Here is a 16,242-nt window from a genome sequence, read left to right on the forward strand (position 1 = left end):
ATGTTTCAGAACATAAATCCCGCACAACGCCTCATGGAAAGGAGTCGCGCATGAAATGGCATCACGTCGCCGAAAACTGGCCCGCTTTCTATGAGGCGATCATCGATAAATGGCCCGCCGCTGACGAGGCCGAGCTTGACGAAATCGACGGCGATCAGCGCCGCTTCCTGCGCTACATCGCCGAAATCGAAGGCATGGAACGCGACGAAGCGCGCGAGGATATTCGCGAATGGCTGGCGGGCGAGATTCCCTCGGACGTGGTCATGGACGAGATGCATGACGGCGTCTCGATCCGCAATTCGTCGAAATATGTCGGCGAGGGCGAGGACGAATATGACGACGACGCCCGGTTCGGCGATGACGATCAGGACGACGATTAAGCCCGGGATCAGCCTGTCAGCTTGCTGATCCGCACGAGGTGATTGTCCCATGACAGATCGTGCCGGGCCAGCAGCGTCAGCCCGTCCGGGTCCGCAGCCCAGATCGCCCCGCCACCATCGGTCAGCGCAAAGCCGGACCCATCCCTTGCCGCCGCGCCGCAAATATCGGCCCGGTTCAGCGTCGCAAGATGCCCGCCATCCGCATCGTGTATCATCGCCACACCCCCACGCGGGGAGGTCAGCGCGATCATCCCGCCCGTCGCCGCGATAGACCCGGCATAGCCGCGCATCGCATATTCCTGACCCGGTGCGGGGGCATAAGCCTGCAAAGCGCTGTCGCCGCGCGCGATGCCCAGAAGCGGCACCGCCTCCCCCTCGCTGCCCTGCCATTGCATCGCGAAGCCAACGCCGTCGGGCAAAAGCGCCAGATGGCGGATCGAGTTCTGCGCCAGCCCGGACGGCAATTCACGGCGCGACACCAGCCCGCCGCCTGTATCGAGGATCGCCAGATTGGGCCGCATCCTGTCGAGGTTCAGCTTGGTCCGGTCCGCCGGGTCCGTCTCGATCCCGCCATTTGCAACCACGATGCCGCCATCCGGCAGCAGGCGCAGCTCATGCGGTCCGATGCCGAAACTGTCCCACTCTCCCACGCGGCGATAACCCGCCTTCACATCCCAGATGCCGACGCGCCCGGCCGATCCTTCCGCGACAACCTCCGACGTGTAGAGCAGCGCGCCATCGGCGGAAAACGCGCCATGCCCGTTGAAATGCCGCGCCTCGGGCGGGGACAGCCTGCGGATCACATCGCCGCTGCGGCAATCGATGACCAGCCCGAACAGGCCGGGACGGCGGGCAAACGCCACCGCCTCGGCCCGGTATGGATGCGCCGCAGCCGCATGGCCGCGATCCGGCATCGGCACGGAAAACACGATGCCACCCGCCGCGTCGATCCCGTGCAGCGAATAGCTGCCATCGGCGGCGCGCGCCGCAGCCACCCAGTCGGGCGCACCCGCCGCCGCCCAGCCACGCACCGGCAGCACCGCCGCCGCGACCAGCCCTTTCAGAAGCGTCCGCCGATCCGCCATCAGTCGCCGTCCAGCGAATTGAACCCCAGATCGACGCCAAGCCCGCCGCCGATTTCCTGCTGCGCAATCGGATGGATCGCCTTCACCGCCGCCTTCAGCGCCGCCACCTTCGCCCAGCCTTCCGGTGTCGCGACACCGGCTAGCACCGGATCGTCCAGCCCTTCCGCCAGTTCGATGGCCTGATCGAAGGCAGCGACGGTTTCGGGCGCATCGGGGTAAAGCGCCAGCGCCAGATCACGCAAACCCGCCAGCGACAGGGCGATATTGCGCTGGCTACGGCCCGCCAGCCGTGCCTCTGCCCGCTCCGGTCGTGGTTTCTCCTCGCTGCCAAGGGGGCGGCCGATCCGTTTGTCGGCGAGATACTCGATTCCGGTCAGCAGCTGTGTGAACAGCGCCTGCTGCGCCTCCTTCCGGCTGAGATAGAGCGTATTTCCGTCCTCGCCCGCAGTCAGCAGAAGCTGTGCGAAAGCGGGCCATTCATCGCTGACAGCGGCGGTTGTGGATGCGAGATCCGCTGTCGTTGCCTGCCTTAACCTGCACAGGACGGCTTCGTCACCCGTCAGGTCCGAAGGGTAGATCAACCGCTCCAGCCCGGTCAGCCCGCGCATGGCGACCGAGGCGTGGGCGAAGGCCGCCGCGTCGTCAATGGCCGGGGAATTCGTGTCGATCATCTCCTGCTGGGAACGGATGCCGGAGGATTTCGGGTCGGGCCAGAAACTGATCGCAAAGCTGCGCCCTTCCGTTTCGACCGGCCCGAGATGGAACCCGCCAAGCCGCGCCCAGATATCCCATACCTGCTGATATGGTTCGCGCAGCGCATCCGGCGAGCAATCATTGCGGGCAATATCGGCGAGCGAGGCAGCCGCCCCGGCCAGTTCGACATATCCCGGCCCGATCAGGTCATTCGCGACCTCCTCGATATCCGCGAAGGCCGGTTGGACCAGAAGCCCAAATCCGAATGCGATTGCCAAAGTTTTCGTCATCACCCACCACTCTTATCCGACCGGCCCAGAGCAAACCCCGGAGATTGCGCGTCACGCCGGTCACAGGCGGGCATATGGCATGGCTGGCAACTAACCCGACGAAATCGCTGATGAAACAATGCCAGAGCGTGTTTCGGAAGGCAATATCAGGCCCGGTTCAGACAGCCGAAAAGAACGCTTATTTGAAACGCATTTTAACGAACCAAGGCTGCGCAGCAGATACATCCCCCTGGCGTTGTCCCGGCAATGCAGCAATCAAAAAGGCCCGCCACGGGAAAAATGGCAGGCCTTCTTTTTCAACAAACGGGGATCACTCCTCCGCGAGCACGTCATCCTCGCCGGTTGCGGCATCGAATTCCAGCCCGTGACTGGCCCGGATCTTGTCCTCGATCTCATGTGCCATCGCCGCGTTTTCGCGCAGGAACTGCTTGGCGTTTTCCCGGCCCTGCCCGATACGCTCGTCACCATAAGAGTACCAGGCACCGGATTTATCGACCACGCCAGCCTTGACGCCCAGATCGACCAGCTCGCCCATCTTGGAGATGCCTTCGCCATACATGATGTCGAATTCCACCTGCCGGAAGGGCGGCGCGACCTTGTTCTTGACCACCTTGACGCGGGTGGTGTTGCCGACCACCTCGTCCCGGTCCTTGATGGAGCCGATACGGCGGATGTCCAGCCGCACCGAGGCGTAGAATTTCAGCGCGTTCCCGCCCGAGGTGGTCTCAGGGCTGCCGAACATCACCCCGATCTTCATGCGGATCTGGTTGATGAAAATCACCATGCAGTTCGACCGCCCGATCGAGGCGGTCAGCTTGCGCATCGCCTGGCTCATCAGCCGGGCCTGTGCGCCGACCTGATGGTCGCCCATATCGCCTTCGATTTCCGATTTCGGGGTCAGCGCCGCGACCGAATCCACAACCACCATATTGACCGCGCCGGACCGCACCAGCGTGTCCACGATCTCCAGCGCCTGCTCGCCCGTATCCGGCTGGGAGATCAGCAATTCATCGAGATTCACACCCAGCTTGCGCGCATAATGCGGATCGAGCGCGTGTTCCGCGTCGACAAACGCACAGACCCCGCCCTTCTTCTGCTCTTCCGCAACGGCATGCAGCGTCAGCGTCGTCTTGCCGGAGCTTTCCGGGCCGTAAATTTCGATAATCCGGCCCTTCGGCAAACCGCCAATGCCAAGCGCGATATCCAGGCCCAGCGAACCCGTCGACGTCGCCTCGATCTCCGCCACGGGATTATCCGCGCCGAGCTTCATGATCGAGCCCTTGCCGAACTGCCGTTCAATCTGTGCCAACGCGCTGTCGAGCGCCTTTTGCTTGTCGGCCGATCTTTTATCCATGTCTAATTCGCTCATCCTGCCCAAACTCCTTGCCCTTATGTCAGAACCCTGCCCGTGGCTCAATCGGCGCGGATCAATGTTCCTTTAATGTTCTCATACGCGAACAGCTTCCGCATGGCAAGTCTTCTGCGGTTATAGCCGGAATTTCCTGCAAATTGGTTTACACCGGCCCGGCACCGGCTTAGGTCCGGCATCCGATAAGACGACGGGATTATTTTTATGCTCATTTTCTGGGAGCAGCGGCTGGTATTTCTGGCAACGCCCAAAGCCGGATCAACCGCGGTCGAGGTGGCGCTGGAACCGCTGGCCAGCCTGGCCGTCCAGCACCCGCCACAGATGAAACATGCGGATGCGGCGCGGTTCAACCGCCATATCCACCCCTGGCTTCAGGACATGACCGAGGATCGCTTCACCACGGTCGCCCTGATGCGCGAGCCGGTCGAGTGGCTGCGAAGCTGGTACAGGTTCCATCTGCGCGACTACCATGACGGGCCGGAGGACATCCCGGCAGGCGGGTTCGAGGGCTTCGTCGGGCGCTATATCGAACAGCCGAAAGAGGTCACGATGGGGATCGGGACGCAATCCGGCTTTCTGGGCATCGGCAGCGCACCGCCCGACCGGATTTTCCGCTATGAGGATATGCAGAGCTTCACCCGGTTTCTGGAGGACCGGCTGGGCTGCGAAATCAACCTGCCGCGGATCAACGTGCCGCCAGCCGCCGATGTCACGCTTTCTGATGCGGCGACGGAGACGCTGCATAAGACCCTTGAGCCGGATTTTACCCTTTACGCATCATTGCCCTGACTCGTCCGCCGCTTCGAGTGCCTCTCCCACGACGGCAACAAGATCATTCAGCGCGAAGGGCTTTTGCAGGAACCTCGCGCCCTCTACAGCCGCCTGTTGTCCCTGCACGACCTCCTCGGCATAGCCGGACATGAACACCACGCGGGCCACAGGACGGGCTGCCAATGCACGCTGGACCCAGGCCGGCCCGCCCATGCCCGGCATGACCACATCGGAGAGGAAAAGATCGATGCGCAGTTCCTCATTTGCGAGCAGCGACAAGGCTTCCTCGCCCGAACCGGCCTCGGTCACCTGATAACCGTTCATCTTGAGCGCCCTTGCCGCGAACGCCCTGACTGGTGCTTCGTCCTCGACCAGCAGGACCGACTTGCCCGCATGGGTCGGCCTGACGGGTGCGGCCTCCGCCTCATGCGCGTCGTCACTTTCTTCTTCAGCATTGCCGGTATGAACCGGCAGATAGATGGTGAACTGTGTCCCCTCCCCCAGACGGCTTTCGCAGGTGATGTAGCCGCCCGTCTGCTTGACGATGCCGTAGACCGTCGACAACCCCAGCCCGGTGCCGCGACCGGCGCTTTTGGTGGTGAAGAACGGTTCGAAAATCCGGTCCAGAACATCCGGCGCGATGCCGCAGCCCTGATCGCGCACCACGACCCTGACATAGCGGCCACGCGGAACGGCGAAGCGGCCATGACGTTCCGGCTCCGTCAGGTCGATATTTTCGGTGACGATTTCGACCGTCCCGCCCTGCGGCATGGCGTCGCGTGCGTTGACGACCAGATTCATGACGACCTGCTCGACTTTGCTGCGATCCGCACGGACCGGGTTCAACCCGGGATCGTGGCGATAATCTATCGCGATACCGTTGCCGACAAGCCTGCGCAGCAGATGCGACAGATCCGACAGGGTTTCGCGCATATCCACACGCTGAGGCTTCAGCTTCTGCTTTCGGGAAAATGCGAGCAGATGATTGACGAGATTTGCCGCACGGTTGGCGTTCTGGCTGATCTGGGCAAGATCGGCATAGTCCGGATCGCCGCTGTCGCGACGCAGCATCAGCAGATCGCAATGGCCGCTGATCGCGGTCAGAAGATTGTTGAAATCATGCGCAATCCCCCCGGCGAGCTTGCCGATCGCCTGCATCTTCTGGCTTTGAACGAACTGCGCCTCAAGCGTCTTGAGCGCGCGCGCATCGGTCAGCACCGCCACCAGCGTCTTGCCATGCGCCCGCTCCGGGTAAAGCGAGACCTGCACGAAACGGTCCTGCCCGGCAAAGGGCGCGCGCATCACTTCGGGCGCCGCCGGTCCGGGGCTGGATTTCGCCTCCGACAACCAGACCTCATAAGGCCGCCCCAACCCCTCCAGCAATTGCGAAACATGCGGCCTGTCCGGCGCGCCGCTTCGATACGGCTCAGCCGCGCGGTTGACCTGAATGACCGTCCCGTCTGCGTCGAGCCGCAGCACCCCGATGGGCAAAAGATCGTAATCCAGCACCGGCAAATTATCGTCTTCCCGGTCAGCGGGAATAAGGTGCAGATGCAGCAGGCACTCCCTCTTGGTCGCATTCATGACATTGCCGCCCGCATATTCCAGCTTCGCCTGACCCCGGCTCTGCGCGCGCAGCAGCAACCGTGCCGCCTGCCGTTCGGCATCGGCACATCGGGTCGCAAGAAACTGCGCCAGTGAACGCTGCTTCTGATCGCCGTAGCGTTCCAGCGCGGCAGGCGACTGGGCGAGGATGACACCTTCCGGATCGGCCAGCCACGCCTCCGCCTCCGAGTTGTCCAGCTCCCCCCGCAGATGACGAAGCGCCCGGCGCCGCGCATAGGCTTCGCTCAGCCGCACCAGCACCACGCCGCCGCCAAGGAACGACCAGCCCAGCACCAGCCCGCTCGCACCCAGCGTCAACAGATCGTCATGACGAAGCTGCGGATCAACCGCCAGTTCCCAGATCCGCGTGACCACCATCGGCGCAACCAGAAGCGGCAACCAAAGCCCAAGGTTTCGCGAAACCCTGCTCAGAAATGCACCCATCTGCGTCACGGCCTTCCGTCTTTTTTCAGACGGTTAGCCGGCAGCTCTTAAAAAAGACTTAATCTGAGCCGTTACGCCTCAAAAGCGACAGAAAAAAACCGTCCGAGCCGTTTATCGGGGTCCAGAATCGGCGCTGCGTCTCGGTATATTCGGGCTGCACGGACAGAAAACGGTCGATCTGCCCGGCATTTTCCGCCTCCAGCAGCGAGCAGGTCATATAGGCGAGATGCCCGCCGGGACGCACCACCGGCGCGACCTCTGCCAATATCCCCGCCTGCGTGGCGATCAGGGCGTCAAGCCCGGCCCGGTCCAGCCGCCATTTCGCATCCGGGCTGCGCCGCCAGGTGCCGGACCCCGAGCAGGGAACATCCGCCACAACCAGATCATAGCCGGACCCCGGCTGACCGGGCCGTGCAAGATCGACGCGGACGCCGGCCCGCCTCGCGCGCTCCGGCAGGTCGGCCATACGCCCCGGATCGGCGTCATGCGCCGTGATCTGCACATCCTCCCGCGCCGCAAGCGCCAGCGATTTCCCGCCACCACCCGCGCAGTAATCCAGCACAAGCGCGCCCTTTGACAGTGGCAACGCCACACAGGCGAGTTGCGGGGACAAATCCTGCAATTCGACCAGCCCGTCCCGATAGGCAGCGGAGCCGTTGATCCGCCGCTCGCCCGAGATGACACGCAGCGCATTGGGATGATCGTCCGCCTCGGTCTCGACCCCGTCGCGGCTCAGCGCGGCCCGCGCCTCCACCACCCCGCCCCGGCGGGGGTTCACCCGCAGCCAGACCGGCGCGCGCTCCCGCATCGCATGGGCCAGCGGCAGGGCGTCCGCGCCCAGCGAGGCGACCCAGTCGGGCCACAGCCAGTCCGGCAGATCGCTGATCCTCTCCGCCTCGCTCAGGGTCACGCCCCCTGCCCGCTCCGTCCCTGACAGCGGCAGCGGCGCGTGGCCCTCGCCCGAAAATACCGTATCGGGATCGCTTCCTTCGGCGCGGATCAGGCCCAGCATCAGCGCCCGCCCGCTCAGCCCGCCGCCAAGGGCCGCGAGGCTGTCACGCCGCCGCAATGCCCCGAACACCAGATCGCGCACAGCGGCGCGGTCACCGGACCCGGCATAGCGGCTGGCCCGCGCCCAGCCGATCAGCGCAGGCTCTGCCGGGCTGCCCGCCAAAATCCGGTCCAGTATCTCAATCGCCGCCGCGACGCGCGCCGCCGGGGTCACGATACCGCATCCGCGTGAGTGGCCTTGTTGATGCCCATGCGCCGCGACATCCAGCCGCCGATCCGGGTCTGCCCGCCATGAATGACGGAGAACAGCGACGGCACGAACAGCAGCGACAGCAGCGTCGACAGCAGCAGCCCCCCGATCACGGCAATCGCCATGGGCGAGCGGAACTCACCCCCCGCACCCGAGCCGATGGCAGACGGCACCATGCCCGCCGTCATGGCAATCGTGGTCATCACAATCGGGCGCGCCCGCTTATGCACGGCATCCAGCAGCGCCTGCCGTTTCGGCACCCCCTCTGCCATCGAACTCAGCGCGAATTCGACCAGCATGATCGCGTTCTTGGTGACGATCCCCATCAGCATCAGAAACCCGATCAGCACCGGCAGGCTCATCGCGAAGCCGAAGAAATACAGCCCGAAAATCGCCCCGCCAATTGCCAGCGGCAGCGACAGCAGGATCGAGACCGGGGTGATGAAGCTGCGGAACAGCAGCACCAGCACGACATAGACCAGCATGATCCCAGCAGCCATGGCGGTGCCGAACGCCTCGAAAATATCGGCCATGATCTCCAGATCGCCGGAGGCCTGAATTTCCGCGCCTTCGGGGAAATCTATCGTCAGCGCCTCGGCCTGCACGATGGCATCGGCTTCGCCCAGCCGGGTATCCCCGGCGAGGTTCGCAGATACCGAGGTCTGGAAGCGCCGGTCATACCGGTTGATCTCCGTCGCGCCGGCGCTCAGCCCGACCTCGGCCACGGTTTCCAGCGGCACTTGCCCCACGGAGCTCGGGACGCGCAGATTGCGGATATTCTCCAGATCCGCCCGCGCCGCCTCGTTCAGCCGCACCATAATCGGCAACTGGCTGTCACCGGCGTTGAACTTCGCCAGATTCGCCTCGACATCGCCAATCGTCGCCACCCGCAGCGTGGTGGCCAGATCGACGGAGGTCACGCCAAGCTGCGCCGCCAGATCGGGGCGCGGCTTCACCGTGATCTCCGGGCGGCGAAGATTGGCGGAGCTGGTCACATCCTCAAGCTGCGGAAGCTGCTTCATCCGCGCGGCAATGCGCTGTGCGGCCACCGTCGCGGCCTCTTCCGTGTCGCCCAGAACGCTGATCGACAGGTCGTTCGCGCCCTCCTCGTTCAGGAAGCTCAGCCGCATATCAGGCGTCCCGGACAGCGCCGCCCGCACCTCTTCCTCAAGGACGAATTGCGATTTCTCGCGATCCTCCTTCTGGCCGTAATCCACGAAAAGCTGGGCTGAGGTCACCGCCTGCCCGCCCCCCTCGACAAAGACCGAGGCAACCTCGGGGAACTGGTCGAGCGCACGGGTGATCTGGCGCGCCGCATCCTCCGTATCGCTGACGGTGGAGCCGGGCGGCAGTTCCAGTTCGATGGTGGAGCGGCCGACATCCTGCGGCGGCATGAACTCATTGGGCAGCAGCGTGGCCGAATAGATCGACCCGGCAAAGACCAGAAAACCCGCGATCAGCGTCAGCAAACGGTGCCGCAGCGTCCAGCCGGACACGCGCATCAACACCCGCATGATGAACCCGTCGCCCTGCTCCACATGTTTGGCGTCTTTCAGGAAATAGGCCGCCATCATCGGCGTGATGATCCGCGCCACCAGCAGCGAAAACAGCACCGACACGGCGACGGTCAGACCGAATTGCTTGAAATACTGCCCGGCGATCCCGGACATGAAACTGACCGGGGCAAAAACCGCGACAATGGAAAAGCTGATCGCGATGACCGTCGTGCCGATCTCCGTCGCGGCCTCCTCCGACGCCTGATAGGCGGGCACGCCCATATTGATATGGCGGACGATATTCTCGATTTCGACAATGGCGTCATCGACCAGAATGCCCGTCACCAGCGTGATCCCCAGCAGGCTGATCGTATTGAGCGTGAACCCCATCAGGTCCATGACCAGAAAGGTCGGGATGATCGACAGCGGCAGCGCCACCGCCGCGATCAGCGTCGCCCGCCAGTTCCGCAGAAACAGGAACACCACGATAATCGCCAGCGCCGCGCCCTCGTACAGCGTTTCCATCGCACGATGGAAATTCGACTCGGTATAGATCGTGGTGTCGTTGATGAGATAAATCTCGGTCGAGGGATAGGTCTCGGCCAGTTCCGCCAGCTTCTCCTTGCTGCCCTCGGAGGCTTCCAGATCGGATTCGCCGCTGGCCCGGAAAATCCCGAACGCCACGACCGGATTGCCGTCATACAGCGCGAAGCTGCGCTCCTCGGACGGGCCGTCGATGATCTCACCAAGCTGATCCAGCCGGATCGTGGCACCGCCCGCAGCCTGAATGACCGTCGCGCCGAGTTGCTCCAGCGTGTCGGCGGCACCGAGCGCGCGGATGGAGAACTCCGTCCCCGCCACATCGCCGCGCCCGCCGCCGAGGTCGATATTGCGCGCGCCAAGCTGCTGCGACACGCTCGCCGCCGTCAGCCCATGCGCCAGCAGACGGTCGGGGTCCAACTCGACCTTGATCTCCCGGTCCGCGCCGCCCAGACGGCTGACCTTGCCGACCGCATCGACCGTCGCCAACTCGCGCGACACCACGTCATCGACGAAATCCGACAGCTCCTCGATAGAGCGTGAATCGTCGCGCACCGCATAGGTCAGGATCGGCATCCCGGTCACATCCAGACGCCGCACAACGGGTTCGGTGATCCCCTCCGGCAGATCGCCCCTGATCCCGGCGACGGCGTCCTTGACGTCGTTCACCGCACGGTCGCTATCGGTCTCCAGCTCGAACTCGACCAGAACGGACAGCAGGCCATCCGTCGCCGTGGTCGTCGTGTGCCGCACCCCGGTGATCGAGGCAATCGAATCCTCCAAGGGCTGCGCCACCTGCGTGACCAGTTCCGAAGGCGCCGCGCCGGGCTGGCCGATGGAGATGGTGACAAGCGGCAGGTCAATATTCGGAAACGCCGTGACAGCAAGGCTGCGAAAGCTGAACAACCCCGCCAGCACCAGCATCAGAAACAGTGCAATCGGCGGGACCGGGTTGCGGATGGACCAGGTCGATAGGTTCATCGCCCTGCCCCCGCAACCGCCCTCATTGCGCCGCCATCTTCGCCGGCATCGGCCGATTCCTGCGGCGCATCGGCCTCGTCCGCGACCGCAGCCCCGTCATCGTCGCCTTCGGCATCTTCAACGACCGCATTGACCCGGTCGCCATCACGGAAGAACGCACCGGCACGGGACACGACCATCTCGCCCTCTTCCAGCCCGGACAGGATTTCCCGCCGGCCCTGCCAGATCGCGCCCGCGACCACCTCCCGCGTTTCGATGATCCCGTCCCTGGCGACCTGTACCACCTCGACATCGCCGGAGGACAGCACAGCGGCCATCGGCACGCTCAGCCCCTCATGCCGGTCGACCACGACCCAGCCGGAGGCGAACAGGCCGCTGCGCAGACCGGGCACCTGCTCCAGCGAGACCCGCAACTCACCCAGACGCGTGACCGGGTCCACGGCGGCAGGCAAGCGCCGCACCACGCCCTGAACCTCGCCCAGCCCGGCGACGCTCGCCACCGCCGGATCATCGACCGCCAGCCGCTCCAGCGCGGTCTCGATAATCTCCGCGCTCCATTCGATCTCGCCGCCTGCGACAATGGTGAACATCGGCTCGCCTGCGGCGCTGCCGACCGCGCCGATCTGCGCGTTGCGGTCGGTCACGATGCCGTCGACGGGTGCCGTGATCTCCGTCCGGGCCAGATTGAGGCGGGCGATTTCGACAGCAGCATCCGCCGTCGCCTTCGCGGCCTCCGCCACGGCGAGACCATCCGTCGCAGAGGCCGAGGCCGCGCGCGCCGCCGCCTCATTCGCGACAACCTGATCAAGCGCCGCCTGCGTGGCCGTTCCGCCGCGCTGCAAACGCCGGGTTCGCTCCAAGGCCGCCGCCGCCTGAACAAGTGCCGCCTCCGCCCGGTCGATCTCGCTGCGCGCCTGTCCGACCGCAGCCCCTGCCCGCTGCGCCTCCGCCTCTGCCTGCGCAAGCTGGGCGCGCACCGTCAGATCGGACAGCCTCGCCAGAACCTGCCCGCGCGAGACCTGATCGCCCGGCTCCGCCAGCAGTTCCATGATTTCATAGCCGGAGAGCTGCGGATAAACGAGCGCCTCCTGCCGCGGCACCAGCGAACCCGACATCGGCACCCGAATCTCGATCGGGGCCATGCGGGCGGCGGATACGGTCGCGGCCTGAGCCTGCACCTCCTGAGCCTGAGCCTCCGCCTCCGCATCCTGCGCGACTGCCGGCATCGCAAACGCGAATATCACGGCAAAAACTGCCGATACAAAAATAGAAAAACACCGTTCTGAGAATAGAAAAATCGGTTTCATCCGGAAAATGCTCGTCCCCTGCGGCCCGCCGGTCCGTCGCGCGAATTCAGGCGACAATGGCGGACTCCTCGTCATCTGTCAGGCTAGCCGATGCGCTGCCCCGAGGGAATAGGCAGGACCCTGCGTCAGCCTTCACAAAAGCAACAGGAATCTGCGATGTCCCGGCCTGACATCGCGCGGCTTTCGCATCAATCCGCGCATGGCGGACCGGGATAAGCTTGCGCAATCCGCCGCGAGCCGCCATCAACGGGCTTGCCGCGACCGAGAGGGACTGATGGACAAGATCGACCTGCCTGAGCGCCCGGGCTGGCGCGACCGCGCCGCCGAGCTGGGTTTCACCTTCGCCGATATGGGGGGCGAACCCTATTGGGACGAAAGCACCGCATACCGCTTCACCCTGCGTGAGATCGAGGACAATATCGAAGACCCCGCGACAGAGCTTCACGCCATGACGCGCGAGGCCGTCGCCACGGCGCTGGCCAGCGACGACTGGCTGACCCGCATGGCGATCCCCGAAGCACATTGGGATTTCATCGCCGATAGCTGGAAAAACGGCGAGCCCGAGCTTTATGGGAGGATGGATTTTTCCTATTCCGGCGACGGTCCGGCCAAGCTGTTGGAATACAACGCCGACACGCCCACATCGCTTTACGAATCTGCCTCCTTCCAGTGGCTCTGGCTGGAGGAGCAGCAAAAACTGGGGGTGATCTCGCCCGATACCGACCAGTTCAACGGCATCTACGAGGCACTCGTCACCCGCTGGGCCGCCATCGCCGCAACGGGCGAGGACATCCATTTCGCCGCCGACAAGGACAACCCCGAGGATTATGCCACGGTCGAAACCCTTGCCTACGCGGCCCGCGAGGCAGGGCTGGGCGCGCATTTCACCGACCTCGCCGGGATCGGGCTGACCGATGAGGGGCAGTTCGCGGATGACGAGGACCGGGTGATCGGCACGCTATTCAAGCTTTACCCGTGGGAGGACATGCTGCGCGACGATTTCGCCCGGCATCTCGCCGCGTCGGGTGCGCGCTTCATCGAGCCGCCTTGGAAAGCGGTCCTGTCCAACAAGGCCATCCTGCCGCTGCTCTGGCAGATGTTCCCCGGCCATCCGAACCTGCTTCCCGCGTTTTTCGAAGCCGACATCGCCGATGCGCTTCAGGGCGGCATTCCGCCGCGCAGCGTCTCGCAAGCCTTCGCGAAGGCCGAAGACGCGCTTTTGCAGGGCCATGTCAGCAAACCGATCTTTTCGCGCGAAGGTGCCGGGGTTATCATCCGTGAGGCCGGGCGCGAAACCGACCGCGCCCCGGATGACAGCTATGACGACCACCCACGCATCATTCAGGCGCTCGCGCCGCTGCCCGATTTCGGCGGCTTTCACCCGGTGATCGGCGCGTGGATCATCGGCGACGCCTGTGTCGGCATGGGTCTGCGCGAAGACACCAGCCGCATCACGCATAATATGTCGCGGTTCAAGCCGCATTATATCGAGGACTGACCATGACCGCACCGATCCGCAAACGCTCGCGCCACGTCGCCCTGTTTCTGGCCGGAACCGCCGTGATGGGGCTGGCGGCGTGTGAGGAGGAAAAGACCGACGCCGCCGCCTTCCCCGATCTGCAAAGCTGCATTGCCGAGGCCGAGAAAGGCTCGCTGTTCTTCACCGCCGAGGATTGCGAAACCCAGTTCGCCGAAGCCCAGCAGACCCATCTGGAGACCGCGCCCCGCTACGATTCCAAGGAGCTTTGCGAACAGGAGCACGGGGCCGGCAATTGCGAAACCGATCCGGCGGCGCAGAATCAGTCCGGCGGCGGCTCGATCTTCATGCCGCTGTTCATGGGCTATATGCTCGGCTCGATGCTGGGCGGCGGTCGCGGCGTGACCTCTCAACCGATGGTGCGCACGGCGTCGGGCAATTATGCGACCCCGGACGGCAAGCAGAGCTTCGCGACGAATCGCGGCACCGGCCGGGTCTCCAGCTCCGCCTTCACCAAGGCCCCGACCACAATGGGCAAGGCACCGATGACCCCCGCACAGGTCAGCCAGCGTGGCGGCTTCGGCGCATCCTCCACCTCGCGCGGCGGCGCGGCGCGCAGTGGTGGCTGAACACCGCATCATGCCGGCTATCATCAGTCAGATATTTCTGGCTTTCCGTCAAATTTCTGAGCCAATGTCAATGCAGACTTTCGATCGCGGTGCGGCGAAGGCCGGGTTTGAGCCCTTAGCAACTGATGCTGCAATGTGTATGAATGTCCGGGTTCACGGCTTTGGGCGCAAGTAACATACAAGGGCTTATGCGCCCATGCTCACGATATGAACCGATAAGGCTCTCTATGTAAGCCTTGCCTAGATCAACTTGAATTGCCCAACGTCACTCACTCCATCGCGCAAAGAATTGAAATCAACTGACCTACCACCACATTGTCCAGGCAAATACTGCTCTATTTCATATCGATCAGCAGCCAAAGCATCCTTGGAACCAACAAATCCATGGGAATGGGAAAGCCAGCGCAGTGTGATGAGGTCCGATGTTTTGAGTACGCGCAACGCCTCGCCAGACCCATACGCACCAATTCTGTACTTTCCGCCATCGGCCTCGAAAACCTTATTTATTTCAGAGAAGTAGCCAACTACCTCCTTGGTATAAAATTTAATTCCAGGAATTGATCCGACAAAGTCACCATCCACACCGAAATAAATCGCGCTACCGCTTGGTTGGCGCAGTTCAGTGGCCATTTTCAAGGCCCGTTCAGCGTCATTTAGACCTCGATTTTTCCAGTCTTCGAAGGTTTCTGATTTATTGTTGTTATGCTGAAAAACAACTAAAATAGACATTCCAGCTTTAGAAATTATTGGTATTTCATATTCTCTAAGGCGCTTTCCCGGCAATGTTTCATTTTCGTAATCATAGTAGCGGGCAACAATGGAAACGCCGACGTCTTTCATGTGGTCAACAAAGGAATCTGTAGCCTGAAAGGATGTATCGACCATCTGTACGCCACTAGCGATACGACAGTAATCTTTCGATTTTTTGGCGGCCATGGTACTCTATGAAGTTAAAGGTGAGCGCTCAGAAGATTTACCAAATTTTTCAACCATTAGGTTGTTAATTTGCTTTGCGGAATACATCTTGCCTGGCGACGAAGGCCCGGCGGCTTGGATGTGGCCACAGTCTTTGAATGACCAGAAATACCCTGAGGTCAGACCGAGATCGCGCGCGGTTTCCGCATAGACCTTGTAGTGCGGATCACATGACCATGCGGCTGCTCCACCAACTGATCTATAGACGTCAACCGCGTTTCCATATTGATGCCAGCTATACCCAGGAAGGGCGTTTGTGACCCTTTGGTCTGGCCCCTGCGGGCCGACATCCCGAAGAACAGCAGCTAGAAAATCCGCCCCTTGAGATTTCAGTTTTGCTATTGCTTCGTTGACAACAGTTGTAGATCTCGATTGGCGCCAAAGTCTAGCTTGCTCCCATGGATCGCGAAGGCCAAAATAGGGCACCATTAAATATCCCTGCTCTTCACAAATGCCGAGAACTTTTTGAACCTTATCAGCAAAGTCCTTCTCTAGATCACCAAAACTAAAACGAAGCCCAAAGCGCGCCGTTTTATTTATTGAGAACGAGTTTTCATCGAGCGGGACATCAAACAGGCCATCATCGTCGTCGGAGTTGGTCAACGCTTCAAATTCGGTTTCAAATTCTTCAAGTGACATGAAGTTCACCCCTTCACTTAACCTTACCCAAGAAATGATACCACATGCTGTCCGATGAGTCACTTCGGATGCTCAGGGGTTGTGAGGGAAGGAAGCATCGAAATTTTACCCCTGTTTTTTGACCTCGTTGGCCCCATGTGTACCATATGAACGACCGTTCACACCGGACACAGTGCGACTGGTGCACAAGTCATGAGCTTTGGGCCTTATTCAGAAGCTCAAGAAACCAGACTGTGTAAATGGCGCACAGATCCGGTGCGGGGTTCGGCAGCTTCGCAGCCCCTTGTTTGAGCAGACCTT

Annotated in this window: 13 protein-coding genes; 4 read left to right on the top strand and 9 right to left on the bottom strand. The window is 62.5% G+C overall.

Going from position 1 to position 16,242, the window contains the following annotated elements; translation table 11 throughout:
* Positions 1 to 50 precede the first annotated feature (50 nt).
* Positions 51 to 380: a hypothetical protein gene (locus PAF12_RS07820; RefSeq protein ID WP_271109602.1), complete on the top strand. Its 330-nt coding sequence runs from the start codon at positions 51 to 53 to the stop codon at positions 378 to 380.
* Between the two features lie 8 nt (positions 381 to 388).
* Here the strand turns inward: PAF12_RS07820 and PAF12_RS07825 are convergent, their stop codons facing one another.
* From PAF12_RS07825 to recA, 3 genes are all read right to left on the bottom strand, one after another.
* Positions 389 to 1,465, bottom strand: coding sequence for a DUF1513 domain-containing protein (locus PAF12_RS07825; RefSeq protein WP_271109603.1), 1,077 nt, complete (start codon positions 1,463 to 1,465; stop codon positions 389 to 391).
* Positions 1,465 to 2,448: an imelysin family protein gene (locus PAF12_RS07830; RefSeq protein ID WP_271109604.1), complete on the bottom strand. Its 984-nt coding sequence runs from the start codon at positions 2,446 to 2,448 to the stop codon at positions 1,465 to 1,467. The genes PAF12_RS07825 and PAF12_RS07830 overlap by 1 nt, the downstream gene beginning before the upstream one ends.
* 310 nt (positions 2,449 to 2,758) lie before the next feature.
* Complete coding sequence (gene recA / locus PAF12_RS07835) at positions 2,759 to 3,817, bottom strand: recombinase RecA (RefSeq protein ID WP_271109605.1); 1,059 nt, start codon at positions 3,815 to 3,817, stop codon at positions 2,759 to 2,761.
* Positions 3,818 to 4,021: 204 nt separating this feature from the next.
* On the opposite strand from recA, the gene PAF12_RS07840 reads away from it, so the two are divergent.
* Entirely contained in the window at positions 4,022 to 4,606 is a 585-nt protein-coding gene (locus PAF12_RS07840; RefSeq protein ID WP_271109606.1) for a hypothetical protein, read from the top strand.
* Here PAF12_RS07840 and PAF12_RS07845 read toward each other — a convergent pair.
* The 4 genes from PAF12_RS07845 to PAF12_RS07860 all read right to left on the bottom strand — a co-directional run bounded on the left by PAF12_RS07845 (position 4,595) and on the right by PAF12_RS07860 (position 12,141).
* Positions 4,595 to 6,592 (bottom strand): ATP-binding protein, encoded by a 1,998-nt coding sequence (locus tag PAF12_RS07845; protein ID WP_271109607.1) that lies wholly within the window; start codon positions 6,590 to 6,592, stop codon positions 4,595 to 4,597. The genes PAF12_RS07840 and PAF12_RS07845 overlap by 12 nt on opposite strands.
* Positions 6,593 to 6,695: 103 nt before the next feature.
* Positions 6,696 to 7,862, bottom strand: a complete 1,167-nt coding sequence (locus PAF12_RS07850) for an RsmB/NOP family class I SAM-dependent RNA methyltransferase (RefSeq protein ID WP_271109608.1) — start codon at positions 7,860 to 7,862, stop codon at positions 6,696 to 6,698.
* Complete coding sequence (locus PAF12_RS07855; protein WP_271109609.1) at positions 7,859 to 10,915, bottom strand: efflux RND transporter permease subunit; 3,057 nt, start codon at positions 10,913 to 10,915, stop codon at positions 7,859 to 7,861. Before PAF12_RS07855 ends, PAF12_RS07850 begins: the two co-directional genes overlap by 4 nt.
* Positions 10,912 to 12,141: an efflux RND transporter periplasmic adaptor subunit gene (locus PAF12_RS07860; RefSeq protein WP_271109610.1), complete on the bottom strand. Its 1,230-nt coding sequence runs from the start codon at positions 12,139 to 12,141 to the stop codon at positions 10,912 to 10,914. Before PAF12_RS07860 ends, PAF12_RS07855 begins: the two co-directional genes overlap by 4 nt.
* Positions 12,142 to 12,496: 355 nt before the next feature.
* On the opposite strand from PAF12_RS07860, the gene PAF12_RS07865 reads away from it, so the two are divergent.
* Together PAF12_RS07865 and PAF12_RS07870 are read left to right on the top strand one after the other, a co-directional pair.
* The gene (locus PAF12_RS07865) at positions 12,497 to 13,720 is read left to right on the top strand and encodes a glutathionylspermidine synthase family protein (protein WP_271109611.1); all 1,224 of its coding nucleotides are present in this window, start codon (positions 12,497 to 12,499) and stop codon (positions 13,718 to 13,720) included.
* 2 nt (positions 13,721 to 13,722) lie between these two features.
* Positions 13,723 to 14,328: a DUF1190 domain-containing protein gene (locus tag PAF12_RS07870; RefSeq protein WP_271106392.1), complete on the top strand. Its 606-nt coding sequence runs from the start codon at positions 13,723 to 13,725 to the stop codon at positions 14,326 to 14,328.
* A gap of 240 nt (positions 14,329 to 14,568) precedes the next feature.
* Here the strand turns inward: PAF12_RS07870 and PAF12_RS07875 are convergent, their stop codons facing one another.
* Together PAF12_RS07875 and PAF12_RS07880 are read right to left on the bottom strand one after the other, a co-directional pair.
* Positions 14,569 to 15,264 carry a glycoside hydrolase domain-containing protein gene (locus PAF12_RS07875; protein ID WP_271106393.1) on the bottom strand — a complete coding sequence of 232 codons (696 nt, stop codon included), beginning with the start codon at positions 15,262 to 15,264 and terminating at the stop codon, positions 14,569 to 14,571.
* Positions 15,265 to 15,270: 6 nt separating this feature from the next.
* The gene (locus PAF12_RS07880) at positions 15,271 to 15,942 is read right to left on the bottom strand and encodes a M15 family metallopeptidase (RefSeq protein ID WP_271106394.1); all 672 of its coding nucleotides are present in this window, start codon (positions 15,940 to 15,942) and stop codon (positions 15,271 to 15,273) included.
* Positions 15,943 to 16,242 lie beyond the last annotated feature (300 nt).

The sequence above is a fragment of the Paracoccus sp. SCSIO 75233 genome (assembly GCF_027912675.1).
GTDB lineage: Bacteria > Pseudomonadota > Alphaproteobacteria > Rhodobacterales > Rhodobacteraceae > Paracoccus.